Origin of the sequence: Vibrio sp. CB1-14 (genome assembly GCF_040412085.2) — a bacterium.
Classification (GTDB): Bacteria; Pseudomonadota; Gammaproteobacteria; order Enterobacterales; family Vibrionaceae; genus Vibrio; species Vibrio chaetopteri.
Genome location: NZ_CP115920.1, coordinates 3,309,092 through 3,326,381, shown reverse-complemented (window position 1 = coordinate 3,326,381; position 17,290 = coordinate 3,309,092). Strand labels below are relative to the sequence as shown.

15 protein-coding genes and 1 riboswitch are annotated in these 17,290 nt (G+C 47.6%); of the genes, 10 read left to right on the top strand and 5 right to left on the bottom strand.

From position 1 onward, the window contains the following. Positions 1-145: 145 nt before the first annotated feature. Genes PG915_RS15155 through PG915_RS15140 form a run of 4 tightly spaced genes read left to right on the top strand, consistent with a single transcriptional unit; the run spans position 146 to position 6,439 of the window. Positions 146-1,861 carry an autotransporter assembly complex protein TamA gene (locus PG915_RS15155; RefSeq protein ID WP_353497254.1) on the top strand — a complete coding sequence of 572 codons (1,716 nt, stop codon included), beginning with the start codon at positions 146-148 and terminating at the stop codon, positions 1,859-1,861. Further along, on the top strand, positions 1,858-5,625 hold the full coding sequence (locus tag PG915_RS15150; RefSeq protein WP_353497253.1) for a translocation/assembly module TamB domain-containing protein: 3,768 nt from the start codon (positions 1,858-1,860) through the stop codon (positions 5,623-5,625). The genes PG915_RS15155 and PG915_RS15150 overlap by 4 nt, the downstream gene beginning before the upstream one ends. 58 nt (positions 5,626-5,683) lie before the next feature. Further along, positions 5,684-6,037, top strand: coding sequence for a DUF2799 domain-containing protein (locus PG915_RS15145; protein WP_353497252.1), 354 nt, complete (start codon positions 5,684-5,686; stop codon positions 6,035-6,037). Between the two features lie 48 nt (positions 6,038-6,085). Beyond that, entirely contained in the window at positions 6,086-6,439 is a 354-nt protein-coding gene (locus tag PG915_RS15140; protein WP_353497251.1) for a DUF2799 domain-containing protein, read from the top strand. 114 nt (positions 6,440-6,553) lie between these two features. On the opposite strand, the gene ppa is transcribed toward PG915_RS15140, so the two are convergent. Together ppa and fbp are read right to left on the bottom strand one after the other, a co-directional pair. Continuing rightward, positions 6,554-7,084 carry an inorganic diphosphatase gene (gene ppa, locus PG915_RS15135; RefSeq protein ID WP_353497250.1) on the bottom strand — a complete coding sequence of 177 codons (531 nt, stop codon included), beginning with the start codon at positions 7,082-7,084 and terminating at the stop codon, positions 6,554-6,556. Positions 7,085-7,220: 136 nt separating this feature from the next. Next, complete coding sequence (gene fbp, locus PG915_RS15130; protein WP_353497249.1) at positions 7,221-8,231, bottom strand: class 1 fructose-bisphosphatase; 1,011 nt, start codon at positions 8,229-8,231, stop codon at positions 7,221-7,223. A gap of 282 nt (positions 8,232-8,513) precedes the next feature. Here fbp and mpl point away from each other — a divergent pair, with 282 nt between their 5' ends. The 5 genes from mpl (at position 8,514) to thiQ (ending at position 14,177) form a co-directional block, all read left to right on the top strand. Beyond that, on the top strand, positions 8,514-9,863 hold the full coding sequence (mpl, locus tag PG915_RS15125) for a UDP-N-acetylmuramate:L-alanyl-gamma-D-glutamyl-meso-diaminopimelate ligase (RefSeq protein ID WP_353497248.1): 1,350 nt from the start codon (positions 8,514-8,516) through the stop codon (positions 9,861-9,863). Beyond that, positions 9,863-10,483 carry a flavin prenyltransferase UbiX gene (locus tag PG915_RS15120; protein WP_353497247.1) on the top strand — a complete coding sequence of 207 codons (621 nt, stop codon included), beginning with the start codon at positions 9,863-9,865 and terminating at the stop codon, positions 10,481-10,483. Before mpl ends, PG915_RS15120 begins: the two co-directional genes overlap by 1 nt. Before the next feature lie 76 nt (positions 10,484-10,559). Then, positions 10,560-10,680: riboswitch (TPP riboswitch) on the top strand. Between the two features lie 159 nt (positions 10,681-10,839). Then, the gene (thiB, locus tag PG915_RS15115) at positions 10,840-11,778 is read left to right on the top strand and encodes a thiamine ABC transporter substrate binding subunit (RefSeq protein ID WP_353498735.1); all 939 of its coding nucleotides are present in this window, start codon (positions 10,840-10,842) and stop codon (positions 11,776-11,778) included. Between the two features lie 79 nt (positions 11,779-11,857). Beyond that, complete coding sequence (gene thiP / locus PG915_RS15110; RefSeq protein ID WP_353497246.1) at positions 11,858-13,489, top strand: thiamine/thiamine pyrophosphate ABC transporter permease; 1,632 nt, start codon at positions 11,858-11,860, stop codon at positions 13,487-13,489. Further along, entirely contained in the window at positions 13,473-14,177 is a 705-nt protein-coding gene (gene thiQ / locus PG915_RS15105; RefSeq protein WP_353497245.1) for a thiamine ABC transporter ATP-binding protein, read from the top strand. The genes thiP and thiQ overlap by 17 nt, the downstream gene beginning before the upstream one ends. A gap of 65 nt (positions 14,178-14,242) precedes the next feature. Here thiQ and yjgA read toward each other — a convergent pair whose 3' ends face one another. Further along, positions 14,243-14,770 (bottom strand): ribosome biogenesis factor YjgA, encoded by a 528-nt coding sequence (gene yjgA / locus PG915_RS15100; protein ID WP_353497244.1) that lies wholly within the window; start codon positions 14,768-14,770, stop codon positions 14,243-14,245. Positions 14,771-14,887: 117 nt separating this feature from the next. Here yjgA and pmbA point away from each other — a divergent pair, with 117 nt between their 5' ends. Beyond that, positions 14,888-16,231, top strand: a complete 1,344-nt coding sequence (gene pmbA, locus PG915_RS15095; RefSeq protein WP_353497243.1) for a metalloprotease PmbA — start codon at positions 14,888-14,890, stop codon at positions 16,229-16,231. Positions 16,232-16,306: 75 nt separating this feature from the next. Here pmbA and PG915_RS15090 read toward each other — a convergent pair whose 3' ends face one another. Continuing rightward, a complete protein-coding gene (locus PG915_RS15090) occupies positions 16,307-16,768 on the bottom strand; it encodes a chemotaxis protein CheX (RefSeq protein ID WP_112481216.1) in 462 nt (153 codons plus the stop codon). Positions 16,769-16,776: 8 nt separating this feature from the next. After that, positions 16,777-17,229 carry a zinc uptake transcriptional repressor Zur gene (gene zur / locus PG915_RS15085; RefSeq protein ID WP_112460381.1) on the bottom strand — a complete coding sequence of 151 codons (453 nt, stop codon included), beginning with the start codon at positions 17,227-17,229 and terminating at the stop codon, positions 16,777-16,779. Positions 17,230-17,290 lie beyond the last annotated feature (61 nt).

Here is a 17,290-nt window from a genome sequence, read left to right as displayed (position 1 = left end):
CTAGTATTTCAAATGCAAAGCGTCTGAAAACAAAATGAGTGTAGTCACTTATCTGTTTCACCCTTGTCTGAAGACTTCTTTATCAATCAGAGTTATCATTCTACGTAACAACAAAAATAAACGCATCACAGCCTCACAATAAAGCATGATAAAGAGACTTTTACCACCGCTATTCTTGACCTTATCGCCCGCACTCGTTTTTGCAGAGGGGAGCGTGTCTTTGGATGTTCAGGGGTTAAGTGGCGCACTGCAAGATAACGTTAATGCCTACGTTTCCGCGATCGCGGAGAATGAGTACTCGACGTCGCTGCGATTCCAATCTCGGCTCACTAAAGAAATCAACGAAGCACTCAATGCTTTGGGGTACTACAACGCCAAGATCGACTTTTCCGTGAATGAGCGTGGCGATGAATTGACGGTCAAAGTTAACCCAGGGCCGCCAACCCGCATTAAGCTGGTGGATGTCCAGCTGACGGGTGAAGCTGAAAAGGATGAGGATTTCATGCGCCTCATTCGTATCTCGCCGCTCAAAGAGGGGGACACGCTCAATCACAATCAATATGACAGTTTGAAATCGGGCATTCGTAATTTAGCGCTGCAAAAAGGCTACTTTGATGGCGCATATACCATGAGCCGTCTCGAAGTGATCCCGGAGCGGAATGAAGCGATTGTGAGACTTCACTATGACAGTGGTATCCGTTACCAGTTTGGTAAGGTAACCATAACGGGCAGTCAAATCGATATTCAGAAAGTGCAGTCATTGCAGCCCTATAAAGTTGGCGATGAATATCAAGTTGCCAAGGTGGGTGAGCACAACCAAAACTTATCCAATACCGAGTGGTTTTCATCGGTATTTGTCGAGCCTGAACTGTCTGAAGTGGGTAAAGGGCGAGAACTGCCAATGAAAGTGTCATTGGCACCTCAAGTGCGTAACCAGTTTGAAACCGGTCTTGGCTATTCCACAGACGTGGGAGCAAAAGTGAAATTTGGCTGGAAAAAGCCGTGGTTGAACGAGCATGGTCATAGTTTCAAAACCAGCTTGGACTTATCCATTCCTGAACAGCAGGTCACGGCGAGCTATAAAATCCCTCTCGACGATGTGCTTAAAGACTACTACGTCATTCAATACGGTTTGAAAAACGTCAACCGAAGCGACAAAAAGACCTTGGAATCGAACCTAGCGTTTGAGCGTCACTGGGTGCTGGATAGCGGCTGGCATCGAACTGCTTACTTGCGGTACTTGGTTGAGAACTATGAATTTAATTCACAAGGTGAGCTAGGTCAGTTTGTGTTGCCCGGGCTTTCTTATTCTCGCGTCGTCTCACGCGGTGGCGTCTTGCCGATGAGTGGCAACAAACAAACTATTATGTTTGAAGTAGGTGACGAGCGGGCGCTGTCTGAAACCTCGGTGTTTAGGCTTCGCGGTACCTCGACTTGGATATCTAGCATAGGTGAGAATCATCGTGGTTTGTTCAAGGTGGATATTGGTGCCAACATTGCCAGTGATCCTTCCAAACTTTCCCCATCGCTGCGTTTTTATGTTGGTGGTGACAACAGTGTGCGTGGTTACGATTACGAGAGCATTTCCCCTGTCGATGATGCGGGTAATAAAACGGGTGGCCAATATCTCGCGACCAGCAGCCTTGAATATCAATATCGCCTAACAGGTAACTGGTGGGCGGCTACCTTTGTTGATGTTGGTGATGCCTTTGATGACGATCCCGAATGGAAGCGTGGTGCCGGTTTTGGCATACGTTGGGTCTCTCCAGTCGGCCCGGTTAAATTCGATTATGCGAAAGGACTGGATACTAAACCGCAAGCCGAATGGCGCATTCACTTTAGCTTAGGGCCTGAACTATGATGTCGAAAGTTTGGCGAGTCACCAAATGGTGTTCAATTGGCCTCATTACTCTGATTTTACTGATTCTCGCGACGTTAGCGTTTGCACTGTTTACCAATGCCGGTCTTAACAGCGTATTGTGGGGGGTAAATAAAGCCTTGCCACAGTTTGAAGTAGGTGAGACACAAGGGGCGCTGTTTCCCAGATTCACGATTAACGATGTGAGCTTTAAAGATGAAAGCTTGTTTATTGACTTAAATGCGCAATCGCTGACGCTGGCTGTCGATCTCAATTGCCTGTCAGATCCAAGAGTCTGTGTGAATGAACTGGCGATTCAAGGGCTTGATTTTAGTATGCCGGAAGTGGCACCAAGCGAGCCCTCTCCCGAGCCTACAGAGCCATTAACCAAAATAACGCTGCCAATTCCAGTGGCGATTGGTCAGGTCAATTTTGACGATATTCATTTGGATATTCTTGGCACTAAGGTGAGTTGGGATAGCTTTTCAACCGCACTGTCGATGACGGGCTCTAACTTAACGGTCGGCGAGACAAAGTTAACCTCTCCTGTGGTTGCGCTGCCACCTGCAACGGAAACTGCACAAACGAGTGAAGAAGCACCGGCGGCATCAAACGAACCTGCGGCGGCGATTGAACTGCCTGAGGTATTAATCCCTCTATTCGTCAATATTACCGGGATTGAGATCCTCGATTTTAAACTCGATCAGTCTGAGCCTGTGATTGTCGATAGGCTCAAGCTCGTTGGTAAGGCGGGTAAGCACGATGTGGATGTGTCAGCGCTAGAGCTGGAAATGCCGTTGGTCGATGCCAGTCTACAAGGCAAGGTGACCCTGAAAGATGGCTATCCACTTGACCTTGATTTAGGCGCGCACCTTAAGCAAACCGATTTTACGGGACAGAAGCTGAAGCTCAATGCTTCGGGTAGTGTGCAAACTCTTCAGCTTGATAGTGAGTTTTCAGGACTCATTTCGGGCTTATTAAAAGGACAAGTTCAACCGCTAGAGCCGACAATTCCATTTGATGCAACCATTACGAGCGCCAAAGCAAATTGGCCATTGAGCGGTGAATCAGATTACCAAGTATCTATCGATACCTTAGGAGCGAAAGGCTCGTTAGAAGGTTATGAAGTTAATCTAGCGGCGTCAGCTTCAGGCAAAGAGATTCCTGACCTTGCTGTGGATTTGGAGGGTGCTGGCGATTTAGAGCATATTGATTTGAGTAAGCTTTCCATTGACACGCTAGGCGGTAATGTTGCGGGTCAAGTGATGGCGAACTGGTCGGCACCTGTGAATTGGCAAGGCGATATTAACCTCACTAACATTCAGCCGGGTTTGCAGTGGCCAGAAGCCGAGGGCGATATTAGCGGCAAATTAGTGACGTCTGGCTCTCTCACTGATGCAGGGGGCTGGCAAGTGTCAATGCCGACATTGGATATCGTCGGCATACTTAGAAACTACCCTATTAACATCAAAGGTCAGCTTGATGCGTCCGATCAAACCGGTAAAGGGGAGTTCAAGGTCGATACCCAAGGGCTTTCGGTCGCCCATGGTCCTAACCAGCTTAATGCACGCGGTAAGCTTGATCAAAACTGGGATATGAGCGTCGATATCGATTTCCCCGAACTGGCGAAATCAGTGCCGGATCTCTCTGGTATTCTACGCGGTAAGCTTAACCTCAAGGGGGACATGAAAGAGCCGGATATTGCCACTGATCTTAGTATCGAAAAGATTCAGTGGAAGGACGAAGCAAGTCTTGAGGCGTTAACTCTATCCGGTACGGCTAAACCTCTGCCAATTGAGAGCGCGCAAGCGGATCTCCGACTCAATGCGCGCGGCGTTAACTATCAAGATCAAGTTGTCGATTCCGCTAGTCTGACACTCTCCGGTACTCAAGCAGCACATACGCTAGCTCTAGATGTGGTTTCTAAGATAGCGTCTTTAAATCTAGCGGTCAGCGGTAAACTCACGGATAAGCCTAACCTAGTTTGGGATGGCGAGTTGGCGAAAGTGCATCTTGAGACTGAGCAAGGCCCTCTTGATTTAACTGAGCCAGTGGCAATCAAAGTCGATATTGATAAGCAAGTGGCCAATGTTGCTGCGCATTGCTGGAAACAGGCCGACTCTCGAGTATGTCTCGAAAAAGACATCGAGGCGGGGCAGTCTGGTGAAGCTTTAGTCACAGTGAAAAACTTCGACTTTGAGCAAATTAAGGCTTATATCCCAGAAAACATGCTGGTAGAGGGCAGTGCGAATATTACTGCTTGGGCAAAATGGGCGCCTGAGACATCCCCACAAGTGAAGTTGGATGTGGCACTACCAAAAGGTACCGTGACTCAAAATCTAGAAACGCCATTGGTGGTGGGTTGGGAGTCGGTGAGCGTGAAAGCAAACCTAGCCGATGACAAGCTTGACGCGAGTTGGCTGATTGATGTGACCGACAATGGTGACCTCTCTGGTAAGGTGACCTTGCCAAATGTGCTCGCCGAACAAAAAACGATTGATGGTGAGTTGAATCTTTCAACATTTAATCTCGATTTTTTGCAGCCGTTGGTGGGTGAATTTAACCAGTTGAAGGCGAATTTAGCGGCGGACATTAAGATCAAGGGTGATGCGTTGCATCCAGAGCTTTATGGGCAGTTCTCGGTTGCGGATTTGTCGTTGCAAGGTGATATCTCGCCGATTCAGGTTGAGTCTGGCAAGGTCGATATTGCTTTCAATGGATACAATGCGCTGCTTGATGCAAATATCCAAACCAATGATGGTGAGCTTAAGCTGGAAGGTGATGGTAACTGGCAAGACTTAAAAGCGTGGCGAACCAAGTTAAGAGTGTTTGCTGATGAGCTTAATGTTGACGTACCACCTATGGTGAAAGTGAAGGTGGTGCCAGACATGACGATTGAGGCCAATCCGACATTAGCGAAAATCACCGGTTCTATCGGATTGCCTTGGGGGCGTATTTTGGTAGAGGAGCTACCGCAAAGTGCGGTCGCTGTCTCTAGCGACCAAGTGTTATTGAATCCAGATATGACCCCTGTCAATGAAGAAGCGGCGGTACCATTTAACGTTGAGACTGATGTGTCGATTTCCATTGGTAACGACTTTACTATCTCAGCCTTCGGTCTTAAGGGCGGACTGCGCGGTAAACTGCATGTGTCTCAAAAAGACCAAGGGCCATTTGTACAGGGTGAAATCAATATCATCGATGGTTCATATAGCTCATTTGGTCAGGACTTGTTGATTGAAGAAGGTAAGATCCTCCTGACAGGCCCAGTCGATCAACCCTACGTCAACATCACGGCAATCCGTAACCCTGATACAACGGCAGATGATGTGAAGGCGGGTGTGAAAGTATCTGGTCTTGCGACTGAGCCGAAAATTGATATTTTCTCGGATCCAACCATGCCGCAGGCGAACGCGCTTTCTTACTTGTTGCGTGGACAAGATATCGATGGTGAAACTGGCGGCAACGCCCTAACGACGACGTTGATTGGTTTGAGTCTAGCGCGAAGCGGTAAAGTGGTTGGTGATATTGGCCAAGCATTTGGTGTGCAAGATCTGCAACTCGATACAGCAGGCTCTGGGGATGACTCTCAGGTCACGGTAAGCGGCTACGTATTGCCAGGGTTACAGGTTAAATATGGCGTGGGTATCTTCAACTCGTTGGGTGAGTTTACGGTGCGTTATCGCATTATTGAAGACTTCTATGTCGAAGCCGTTTCTGGTCTGTATAGCTCTGTCACCTTCCTATACCAATTTGAAGTGGATTGATAAACAGTGATGCCGATGGGGTTGTGGCTCGTACAACCCTAAGTGGCAAGGAGGATCTATGTTTAGAAAAGGGATAATGGTTACGGCATTTGTGCTGTTGTCAGGGTGTGTGCAGCTCAAACCACCAACCGAAGAAAGCGCTCAAAGCTGGCAAGATTTTGGTTATCAATGGGCGATGAAAGGTTACATCATTGAAAGCCAATCTGATTTGGCAAAAAAAGCCCCTGAGTTGTCCGCTGAGCTATTTGCTCAGTATCAAGCAGGCTATGCAACAGGTAAAGCGGACTATTGTAAGCAGGATCCATTTATACTTGGCTATGATGGTAAAATTTATTATGGCATTTGCAATGACCTCGACCGCCGCTATAACGAAGAGTACTGGCGAGGTAAGAATGCTCGCAATCGCCGTTGATTAAGCGATTTCTCTGGCAAACGGCGACGCAGGTAATAAGGAGGAGCAATGAAAATAATTTGGGTTTCATTGTTTGCCGCGACACTGGTGGCGTGCGCTCAAAAAAGCGAGCCGAGCAGTACCTCGCAGCAAGATTGGTTTCAGTTTGGAGAGCAGCAAGCGCTGGTTGGCTATGAAAAACAGGGTGATGATGAATTGAAGCAGTCATCACATGTCAGTGTTGATAGCGAATTGTATCAAGCGTATTCAGCAGGCTACGAGCAAGGCCGACAGGAGTACTGTCAGCAAGATCCGAAAATACTCGGTAAAAAAGGCGAGTTGTATCGCGGTATTTGCGATGATATCCGACCGACGTTTCGGATTTGGTATAACAACGGCAAAGCGTCTCGAAGTCGCTATTAACGTCCTCTTTCTTACTAAAACCTCCACGATTTATAAAGGGCTCACCAACGTCAAGTTGGTGAGCCCTTTTTGATGTTTGTATTAGTCAGTCGGAGTAAACCGGTTGTCTAAAGCCTACTTGCCTTGAGCGCGTTCATACGATGATTGGATTTCATCACGCGCAGCTTGAACATCTGCCCAGCCATCGACTTTCACCCATTTGCCTGCTTCTAGTTCTTTATAACGCTCAAAGAATTGCGTGATTTGCGCTTTTAGAAGCTCTGGAATATCGTCTACATCTTGGATGTGGTCGTACTCTTTACTCAGTTTGCTGTGTGGAACTGCGAACACTTTAGCATCTTCGCCTGACTCATCGGTCATTTTCAGTACCCCTACTGGGCGGCAGCGAATCACTGAGCCTGGCATCAACGGGTACGGAGTTGGAACCAGCACGTCTACCGGGTCACCATCCAGTGATAGAGTGTGGTTTACATAGCCGTAGTTACAAGGGTAGAACATTGGGGCTGACATAAAGCGGTCAACGAATACGGCACCAGAGTCTTTATCGACTTCATACTTGATGGGATCAGCGTTTGCAGGGATTTCAATGACGACATAGATGTCATCTGGGAGTGACTTACCCGCAGGTACATTGTTTAAGCTCATTTTTGACTTTCCTTTTCTTTGTTCGATATTCCTTTAGGCGTAAGGAACTGAGGGCTGAAACACGAATCGTTTACAGTCAGTATACTTGGTTACTTTTAAAACAAAAAGTGCCTCATTGAGAGGCACTTCGAAGTTATTAGTCTTGGTACTCTTCGAGGAAGGATTCGACTTGTTCAACCATGTTCTTTGAACCTACAAAGAATGGTACGCGCTGGTGAAGCTCTGTCGGCTTGATATCCATAATACGCTGGGTACCATCTGACGCGACGCCGCCCGCTTGTTCCATGATGAATGCCATTGGGTTGCACTCATACAGCAAACGCAGTTTACCGCTAGGGTGACTCTGCGTGCTTGGGTAAAGGTAGATACCACCCTTAAGTAGGTTACGGTGGAAATCAGATACGAGTGAGCCAATATAGCGTGAGGTATATGGACGCTTCTCTTCTGGTACGTTTTCTTGGCAGTACTTAATGTACTTCTTCACACCCATAGGGAAGCGGATGTAGTTACCTTCGTTGATTGAGTAGATAGTTCCATCTTTAGGTATCAACATGTTTTCGTGTGAAAGACAGAAGCTACCGATAGATGGGTCGTAAGTGAAGCCGTTTACGCCTTTACCTGTTGTGTATACCAACATGGTTGACGAGCCGTAGACTACATAACCAGCCGCGACTTGTTTATTGCCTGGTTGTAGGAAGTCCTCTTGAGTTGGAGGTGTGCCTACTGGTGAGATACGGCGGTAAATAGAGAAAATAGTACCGACCGAGACATTGACATCGATGTTTGACGAACCATCCAATGGATCCATCAACACAACATATTTTGCGTTCTTGTTGAGCTCTTTATTGAACGCGACTGCCTCATCTTCTTCTTCACTCGCGACACCACAAACTTGGTCACGTGCTTCTAGCGCGGCTTTGAACTTATCATTCGCATAGACATCGAGCTTTTGCTGAGCTTCGCCTTGAACATTGTCTGTACCAACAGCACCTGTGATATCAACAAGGCCAGCTTTGTTGATTTCTCGGTTTACAATTTTTGCAGCAAGTCGAATCGAGGACAAAAGAGAGGAGAGATCACCGCTAGCGTGGGGGAAATCATGTTGCTTCTCAACAATGAATTCGCCAAGGGTGCGCATATCAGACATGTTATATCCTTAACTTTTTACTTATTTTCTTGGGGGTATGTGTGTGGAATGACGCGAAATCAAACGATTGCGCGAGTTGGGGGTATTCATCAACACACATGGATATTGTAGGGGGCAGAACTTTTTAATGGTAATGAAGTAAGAGTACAGAGTGGTAATTTGTATGATGAATGTCACATTTATTTGTCTAACCACTAACTTTCTCGCTTTTAACACACGCTTTGGGTATATATAGCGACAATGGCGTAAACTAAGACGCAACGGAATTTAAGAGAGCAAGTTATGCATATTCATATCCTTGGCATCTGCGGCACCTTTATGGGTGGCGCTGCTGTACTGGCCCAGCAACTTGGGCATCGAGTCACGGGCAGTGATGCAAACGTCTATCCACCAATGAGCACTCTATTGGAATCGGAAGGAATCGAAATCATCGAAGGTTTTGACCCTGCGCAGCTCAACCCAGCGCCCGATCTCGTAGTGATTGGTAATGCGATGAGTCGAGGTAATCCTTGTGTCGAATATGTCCTTAATCACAACCTTAAGTACACCTCTGGACCTCAATGGCTTCAGGAATTTCTTTTGCATGATCGCTGGGTATTGGCCGTGTCTGGAACGCACGGAAAAACTACGACTTCGAGTATGCTTAGCTGGATTTTAGAAGACTGCGGTTATACACCAGGCTTCTTGGTGGGCGGCGTTTTGGGCAACTTTGGACAATCGGCGAGGCTGGGTGAGTCGATGTTCTTTGTGGTCGAAGCGGATGAATACGACAGTGCCTTTTTCGATAAACGTTCTAAGTTTGTTCACTACCATCCTCGCACTTTGATCATGAATAACCTTGAGTTTGATCATGCGGATATTTTTGATGATCTTGAAGCGATCAAGAGGCAGTTCCATCATCTAGTACGCACGGTTCCGGGTAACGGAAGGATCATGACACCGAAAAGCGACAAAGCGCTCGGAGATGTTTTAGGTAGAGGCTGCTGGAGTGAAGTTGAACATACGGGTGCTGGTGCAGATTGGCACGCTAACAAACTGATTGCCGACGGCTCTCATTTTGAAGTGTTCTTGCATGGTGCGAAAGTGGGCGAGGTGAAATGGGATTTGGTGGGTGACCACAATGTCGATAATGCACTGATGGCGATTGCAGGTGCAAGACACGTAGGTGTTACGCCAGATTTAGCGTGTGAGGCACTGGGTAAGTTTATCAACACCAAGCGACGCCTCGAGTTAAAAGGCGAAGTGAATCAGGTGACGGTCTACGATGACTTTGCCCATCACCCAACGGCAATTGAACTGACGTTAGATGGTCTGCGTAACAAGGTCGGCGATAAACGTATTCTCGCGGTGTTGGAGCCGCGCAGTGCGACTATGAAACGTGGTGTGCACAAAGAGACGCTTGCCCAATCACTCACTAAAGCCGACCAAGTGTTCTTGTTTCAGCCAGACAGTATTGAATGGTCGGTACAAGACATTGCCGATGCGTGCAGCCAGCCCGCTCAAGTTGACAGCGACATTGATGCGTTGGTGGCTAAGATTGCAGCGCAGGGTGAGCCTGGCGATCAGATCTTGGTGATGAGTAACGGTGGCTTTGGTGGTATTCATCAGAAATTATTGGAGGCGTTAGCCTAATGAAATCGGCAGACAAAGCCATTACCCTTGCGTTTACTGGTGCCTCTGGGGCGCCTTACGGTATGCGCCTGCTCGAGTGTTTACTTGCTCAAGATTACACCGTGTATCTATTGATTTCGTCGGCAGCACGCGTGGTGCTTGCCACCGAGCATGATATTAAGCTGCCAAGCGGCCCAGATGCTGCCCACAAAGCTCTGACAGAGCATTTAAACTGCAAGCCAGAAAAGCTGATTGTGTGTGGTAAAGAAGATTGGTTCTCGCCCGTGGCTTCTGGTTCAGCTGCGCCGAAGCAGATGATAGTTTGTCCTTGTTCGGCGGGTAGCGTAGCAGCGATTGCTCACGGCATGTCAGATAACCTAATAGAGCGTGCCGCTGATGTAGTGATCAAAGAGAAAGGGCAACTGCTGTTGGTGGTGCGTGAAACGCCGTTCTCAACCATCCACCTTGAGAACATGCACAAGCTCTCCCAAATGGGGGTCACCATTATGCCTGCAGCGCCTGGCTTTTATCATCAGCCCAAATCTATTGAAGATTTGGTGGACTTTATCGTGGCTAGGGTGCTCGATCATATGGGGCTGGAACAAAATCTAGTGCCGCGTTGGGGCTACGATCAGCGATAGATCGACGTTAGCTAACGAATATTAAGGATAGATTTGGCGAATCTGTGACGAAAAGGTTACAATTCGCCCTCAAAGGTTGTAACTCACGGGGTGCACTAGCAGTGGTGCTGAGAGAAGGTCAAGCCTGATACCCGCGTACGTTAAGTAACAGCCCTGATCCAGATAATGCTGGCGTAGGGATGAGGCTCCTTTGCTATTAATCGGCTAAGTAGACACTCTAGCTCCAATTTATTGGATGCACTCCCACATCGCGCGTTTTCTCTGGGTCTCAAAACAATAACTAAGGACAGAACCAGTGAAAAACCACTCAATCAGCAAAATCGCGTTAGCGACAGCACTTTTTTTCAACTCCACTCATAGCATCGGCACAATCGCTGACCGTTTATACCTACAGCTCATTTGCATCCGATTGGGGGCCAGGCCCTGCGATTGAAAAAGCATTCGAAGCCCAATGTGGTTGCGATCTCAACTATGTAGCGCTTGATGATGGCGTGTCTATCCTCAACCGACTTCGCTTGGAAGGCAGCAGCACTCAAGCAGATGTCGTGCTTGGTCTTGATAACAACCTAATGAGCGAGGCGAAAAAATCGGGGCTGCTTGCTAACCACGGTGCTGATTTGTCATCGGTAGTATTGCCGAATGGTTGGAGTGATGAGGTATTCGTCCCATTTGATTACGGCTACTTTGCCTTTGTGTACAACAAAGAGAAGGTAAAGAACCCACCTAAAAGCCTTAAAGAGTTGGTTGAACAGCGTGATGACCTTAAAGTGATTTACCAAGACCCACGCACGTCGACACCAGGCCAAGGCTTACTGCTGTGGATGAAGTCTGTGTATGGGGATGATTCAAGCGCTGCATGGCAGCAACTGTCGAAGAAAACCGTCACTGTGACTAAGGGTTGGTCTGAAGCGTATTCGATGTTCTTAGAAGGGGAGTCGGATCTCGTGCTGTCTTACACGACATCTCCGGCTTACCACATTATTGCAGAGCAAGACCAACGTTTCGCAGCGGCTGATTTTGCAGAAGGTCACTACACTCAAATAGAAGTTGCTGCCAAGGTGGCAGGAAGCAGCAACCAGAAACTTGCCGATGAGTTTATGCAGTTTATTGTCTCTGATAGCTTTCAATCCAACATACCTACGGGTAACTGGATGTACCCAGTGGTGGATAGCAACTTACCCGCTGGGTTTGAGAGCCTAACCATTCCCGCCAAGGCGTTGTCTTTCTCTCCTGACGAAGTGGCGAATAATCGCAAGGCGTGGATCCTTGAATGGCAATCTGCGTTGATTAAGTAACGCTGTCTATTCGGCGGTACGTTATTCTTACTAGAGAATAACGTACCGTTGGAAATCTTGTTCTTCCCTAGAGGTCACTGTGATTCGAATTCCCAAAGCCGGCTTAGTGGTTGCGCTGCTCATTGGCCTATATGTCGTTGCGTCCTTGTGGACACTGCTTTCCTATTCTTCCATTGATGATATTAGTCTGCTGTTTAGAGATCCTTATTATCAGCACGTGGCCAAATTCAGTTTCTGGCAAGCTAGCCTCTCGACGCTGTTAAGTGTTGGACTTGCTGTCCCCGTGGCTCATGCGCTTTCGCGTCGCCATTTCTGGGGGCGAGAGTGGCTACTCAAGCTGTTTGCCACAACCTTGGTCATGCCTGTGCTTGTTGGCGTGTTTGGCATTGTGGCTATCTATGGTAACCAAGGAGTGATTGCCAAATGGTTCGCTGGTGGCTCAGCGCTTTTTTCCATCTATGGGCTCAATGGTATTTTGCTCGCTCACGTGTTCTTCAATCTGCCTTTTGCTACTCGGCTATTGTTGGTAACGATAGAGGGCGTGCCAGAGGAGCAGCGAAAGTTGGCACTTCATCTTGGCATGAACAGTTGGCAATGCTTTCGGTTAGTGGAATGGCCAAGGCTAAAGTCGCATCTTCCTCACGTTATTGGTTTGGTGTTTATGCTTTGCTTTACTAGCTTTGCAACTGTCATGGCACTTGGGGGCGGACCACAAGCGACCACCATCGAGCTGGCTATCTATCAAGCGATTAAGTTCGACTTTGATTTGCCCACTGGCGCGGTGCTAGCACTTTGGCAAATGGTAATCTGTGCCGTTTTGGTGATGTTTGTTGGACGATTTAGTAAACCCGTTTCCGGTAAGAGTAATTTTCACGCGACGTCTAGCTTGCAACCCAAAGATACGGTGTTTAAAAAGGGCTGGGATAGCATTTGGATCATGGCAACCCTAATGCTCGTGATACCTCCGATTCTGGCTATTTTGCTCAGTGGTTTGAACTCGAAATTGTTTGACGTATTTACCGATTCGCGCTTTTGGAGTGCTATGGGTACTTCGCTGCAAGTGGCGGCATTAGCAGGGAGTATTGCTCTGCTGGTGGGCGTTGTCTTGCTATCAACAACGCGGGTTTTTAGGCTTAAGTCCCAAGCTCGACGAGCGGACAGCCTTGAGCTTGTGGGAACCGTTATTCTGGTGACACCAGCGTTAGTCCTTAGTACTGCTACCTTCTTGATGCTGCGAGGCATGACAAATGTGTTCAGCCTAGCGTTTGGCATTGTCGTGTTGGTCAATGCCCTAATGGCGCTGCCCTATGTGATTAAGACCTTGAATCAGCCGATGCAGCGCCTTGCTAGTCAATACTATCCGCTATGGCAAAGTCTCGGAATGCACGGACTGCGCCGATTTTGGTTGATGGAATGGCGCGCTATTCGAGCACCGATACTGCATGCATTTTCGATAAGCTTCATTTTGTCTATGGGTGACCTTACCGTGATTGCCCTATTCGGTAGCCAAAATTTTAATACCCTGCCACTGTATCTTTATCAGCTTATGGGCAGCTATCAGCTCGAATCGGCTGCCGTAGTATCCTTGGTGCTGTTTGCATTGAGTATCGGTATTTTTTCACTGACCGATACACTGAATAGAACGTCTAGAAAAGCTAGCTCAACCAAAAAACACTTTCAGGAAGGCTCTCGTCATGTTGCACCTAAATAACGTCGCCTATCGCTACCATAGTGATTGGTTCCACTTTGAACTTGAAGTAAGCCAAGGCGACATCGTCTCGTTGATTGGTCCAAGTGGTGCGGGAAAATCGACATTGTTGGCACTAGTATCTGGCTTTTGTCAGCCTGAATCCGGGGCAATTCAAGTAGAGGGGAAGGACATCGATAGGCTTGAGCCTCATCAAAGGCCGTTGTCGATGCTATTTCAAGAGCACAATCTTTTTGATCACCTATCAGTGTTTGACAACATTGGCTTAGGACTAAGTCCCGCTCTTAAACTCAATGAAGCTGACAGAAAGACAGTGCGTAATGCAGCAGAAAAAGTCGGGCTCGGAGAGATGTTAACGCGACTCCCTTCAGAGCTATCAGGTGGTCAAAAACAGCGGGTGGCGCTTGCGCGTTGCTTTGTACAGCCTCATCCTATATGGCTACTTGATGAGCCTTTTTCTGCCCTTGATCCTATTCTTCGTAAAGAAATGCTGAGTGTGGTGAAACAGCTAGCGAGCGAGAAACAAGTCACCGTGATCATGGTAACGCACCACTTAAGTGATGCACGCGCCATAGCGAATCGCTTTGCCTATTTGGCGAATGGCTGCATTGAAGCGCAAGGGGACATTGGTGAGCTGACGGATGTGCATCCGAATGCGGCATTGGCTGAGTTTGTCCAGGCGGCGCACTAGCGCCCATAAATAAAAAGGCAACTGACTGCTCAGTTGCCTTTCGTGATACTCAGTCGAGAACAGTCTTAAAACTCTTGCTCTTCTTCGTGCTTAAGCATTTGGAAGATTTCACGGAATGCTTTTGCAGGCTTCCCGGCTTGCTTCTCTTTGTTTGCTTGGCGAGCAAGCTGGCGCAGGCGCTGACGATCTAGCTCAGGATAAAGTGCTATTGCTGCTGCAATCGCCTCATCACCTTCAGCAATGATACGGTCGCGCAATTGCTCAAGCTTATGTAGAGCTGCAGTAGATTGTGAATGCTTGTTGCGTACACGATCGAGCGCCGCTTGAATCGGCTCAGGATCTTCGGTACGCATCAGCTTACCAATGTATTGCAACTGACGACGCCTAGCTTCATTTTTAAAGCGCTGCGCATCTGCGATCGCTTCTCTCAGATCTTCGCTAAGTGGGAATTTATCCAACACAGCAGGTTTTAGCTCAACGAGCTCTTCACCGAGCTTTTGCAACTCTTCCATGTCGTTCTTCATTTCGGTTCTACTTACCCAAATGATCTCTTCTTCCTCTTCCCAAGGCGCTTTCTGATTTTTGCGTGCCATGATGTCTGCCTATATCACTATCTCATTACGAATATCCGCTATTTTAGCAAGAAATCTGGGGAGAATGCGAAAACCTTGTTATTCTAGACTCAGTTATTAGCAAAGAATTAGATAAATATGGACGTAAGAGAGCAAGTTGCTCAGCAAAAAGCTGAGCTAGAAGCGGCAGTTGCGAAAGCATTGGACATGGCTTCGGTAAGTGCAGATGCGGCCGAGGTTGCGATCACCAAAAGCACGGGGCTTAGCGTATCGACGCGTATGTGCGAGGTGGAAAACGTTGAGTTCAATAGTGACGGTGCTTTAGGTATTACAGTTTACCGTGGACAGAAAAAAGGCAGCGCCTCAACTTCTGACCTGAGCGAAAAAGCGATTGCTCAAACGGTAGCAGCTGCGCTGGATATTGCTCAATACACGTCAGAAGATCCATACGCAGGCCCTGCGCCAAAAGAGCTTATGGTGACTGATATTCCAGACCTTGATCTCTTCCACCCTGATGAGCCAAACCCAGATATGGCGGCGCAAAAAGCCATTGCTGCTGAAAAGGCAGCGCTGGAGTACAGCGACAAAATCAAACAAAGTGATGGCGCGAGCTACGATAGTCATTATGGGGTAAAGGTTTATGGTAACTCTCACGGCCTGCTAGCGGGTTACGCATCAAGCCGCCACAGTATAAGTTGCAGCGTGATCGGCCAAGGCCAAAACGGTGACATGGAGCGAGACTATAGCTATACACTCGCTCGCCATCGTGACGATCTTTGGACACCTGAGTCTGTAGGTGAGCAAGCAGCGAAGAAAACGATTGAGCGTCTTGACGCACGAAAGATCAAAACTGGTCAATACCCAGTACTGTTTGCCAACGATGTTGCGACTGGATTGATAGGTCACCTCGTGATGGGTATCAGTGGTGGTAACCTGTATCGCAAGTCTTCATTCCTATTGGACAAACTGGGCGAGCAAATCTTGCCAGATTGGTTCTCGATACAAGAAAAGCCTCACGTGCTACGCGGACTGGCATCAAGCCCGTTTGACAATGAAGGTGTTGTTACGCGCGACATGGACATCATCACAGACGGTAAACTGGCGACCTACCTTCTAACCAGCTATGCGGCGCGTAAAATGAACATGACGCCAACTGGTCATGCTGGCGGCATCCACAACTGGTACGTAAAATCGACAGGCCAAGACTTTGACGCCATGCTCAAGCAGCTTGGAACTGGTCTATTGGTGACTGAAGTGATGGGGCAGGGCGTGAATATCGTAACTGGCGACTACTCGCGCGGCGCAGCAGGTTTCTGGGTTGAGAACGGTGAAATCCAATTCCCAGTATCTGAAATTACGGTTGCGGGCAATTTGGCACAAATGTTCCAACAAATTGTTGCTGTAGGTAATGATGTAGAGACACGTTCACAAATCCAAACTGGCTCGATTTTGCTGGAGTCGATGAAGGTGGCGGGGGAATAACCCTCAAGGCATTACCAAAGATAGTAAAAGGGCGTCATAATCATGACGCCCTTTTTGCATTTTAGCGATATGTGTTTATTCAAAACAAATTTCAATAAACGCATTACCCCAGTCTGAGGTAAATGGCATGATGATGATCGCGCCATCGCATTTGTGTCGGATGGTGTGGCCTTTACCTGATACCACAACCGGTGTTGCCATATCAAAATCAAAGCCGTTTTCTGCCAAGATACGTTTCGCTCCGCCCGTCACCATGTTGGTGATCTCACCCACCATATCGGTCACTTCTTCATTCAACCCATGTGGTTTTTCACCCAGCATGTTCTGCATGATTTCAAGGGCAAGCCCTTCCTCAAACGTAATCGACATTGAACCACGGGTTTGTGTGCCTACCATACCGATGAGGCCAGACACATCGCCTCGAGCGATCTCGTCTTTTTTTATTCTTGGCTTAAGTGGCTTGATCTCCATTGAAGCCATCGTTTTTAGCACATTCATCAATGAGGCTAAAAACGGATTTACAAATTCAGCGCGCATAACTTCTTCTATTTGTTCGATTCTTCCAATGATGAACACGTCTGACATGTGCCATGAGTTTCTATGACGTGATTTGAAAACTGGAAGCCATGTTTTTCAACGTTGCTATTAAGCAAGGCTATCAGAATATCATCTTGTAGTTCAACGACATTACCGCACTTGTCACAAATCAGCAGATGCGAGTAGTGCTTATGCTCACCAAATGAACAACAAGAGACAAAACTGTTAGTCGATTCAACGCGATGGATAAATCCTTGCTCTAAAAGAAAGTCCAGTGCTCGGTATACCGTTGGTGGCTTTGCCTGCGGTTCAGTGACCTTGAGTTGGTCAAGGAGTTCATAGGCACTTGAGGCCTTATTACTGTCACAAATCAGCTCATACACACGCTTACGCTGAGGCGTTAAACGAACCCCTCGCGCCGAGCACGTTTCTTCTAGTTGTTTGATTAGCTTCTGATCCACATGTCCACCTATGTTTGCGAATTCTGTTCATTTTATACTAATTCCTTCGGTAGGTCGTTAG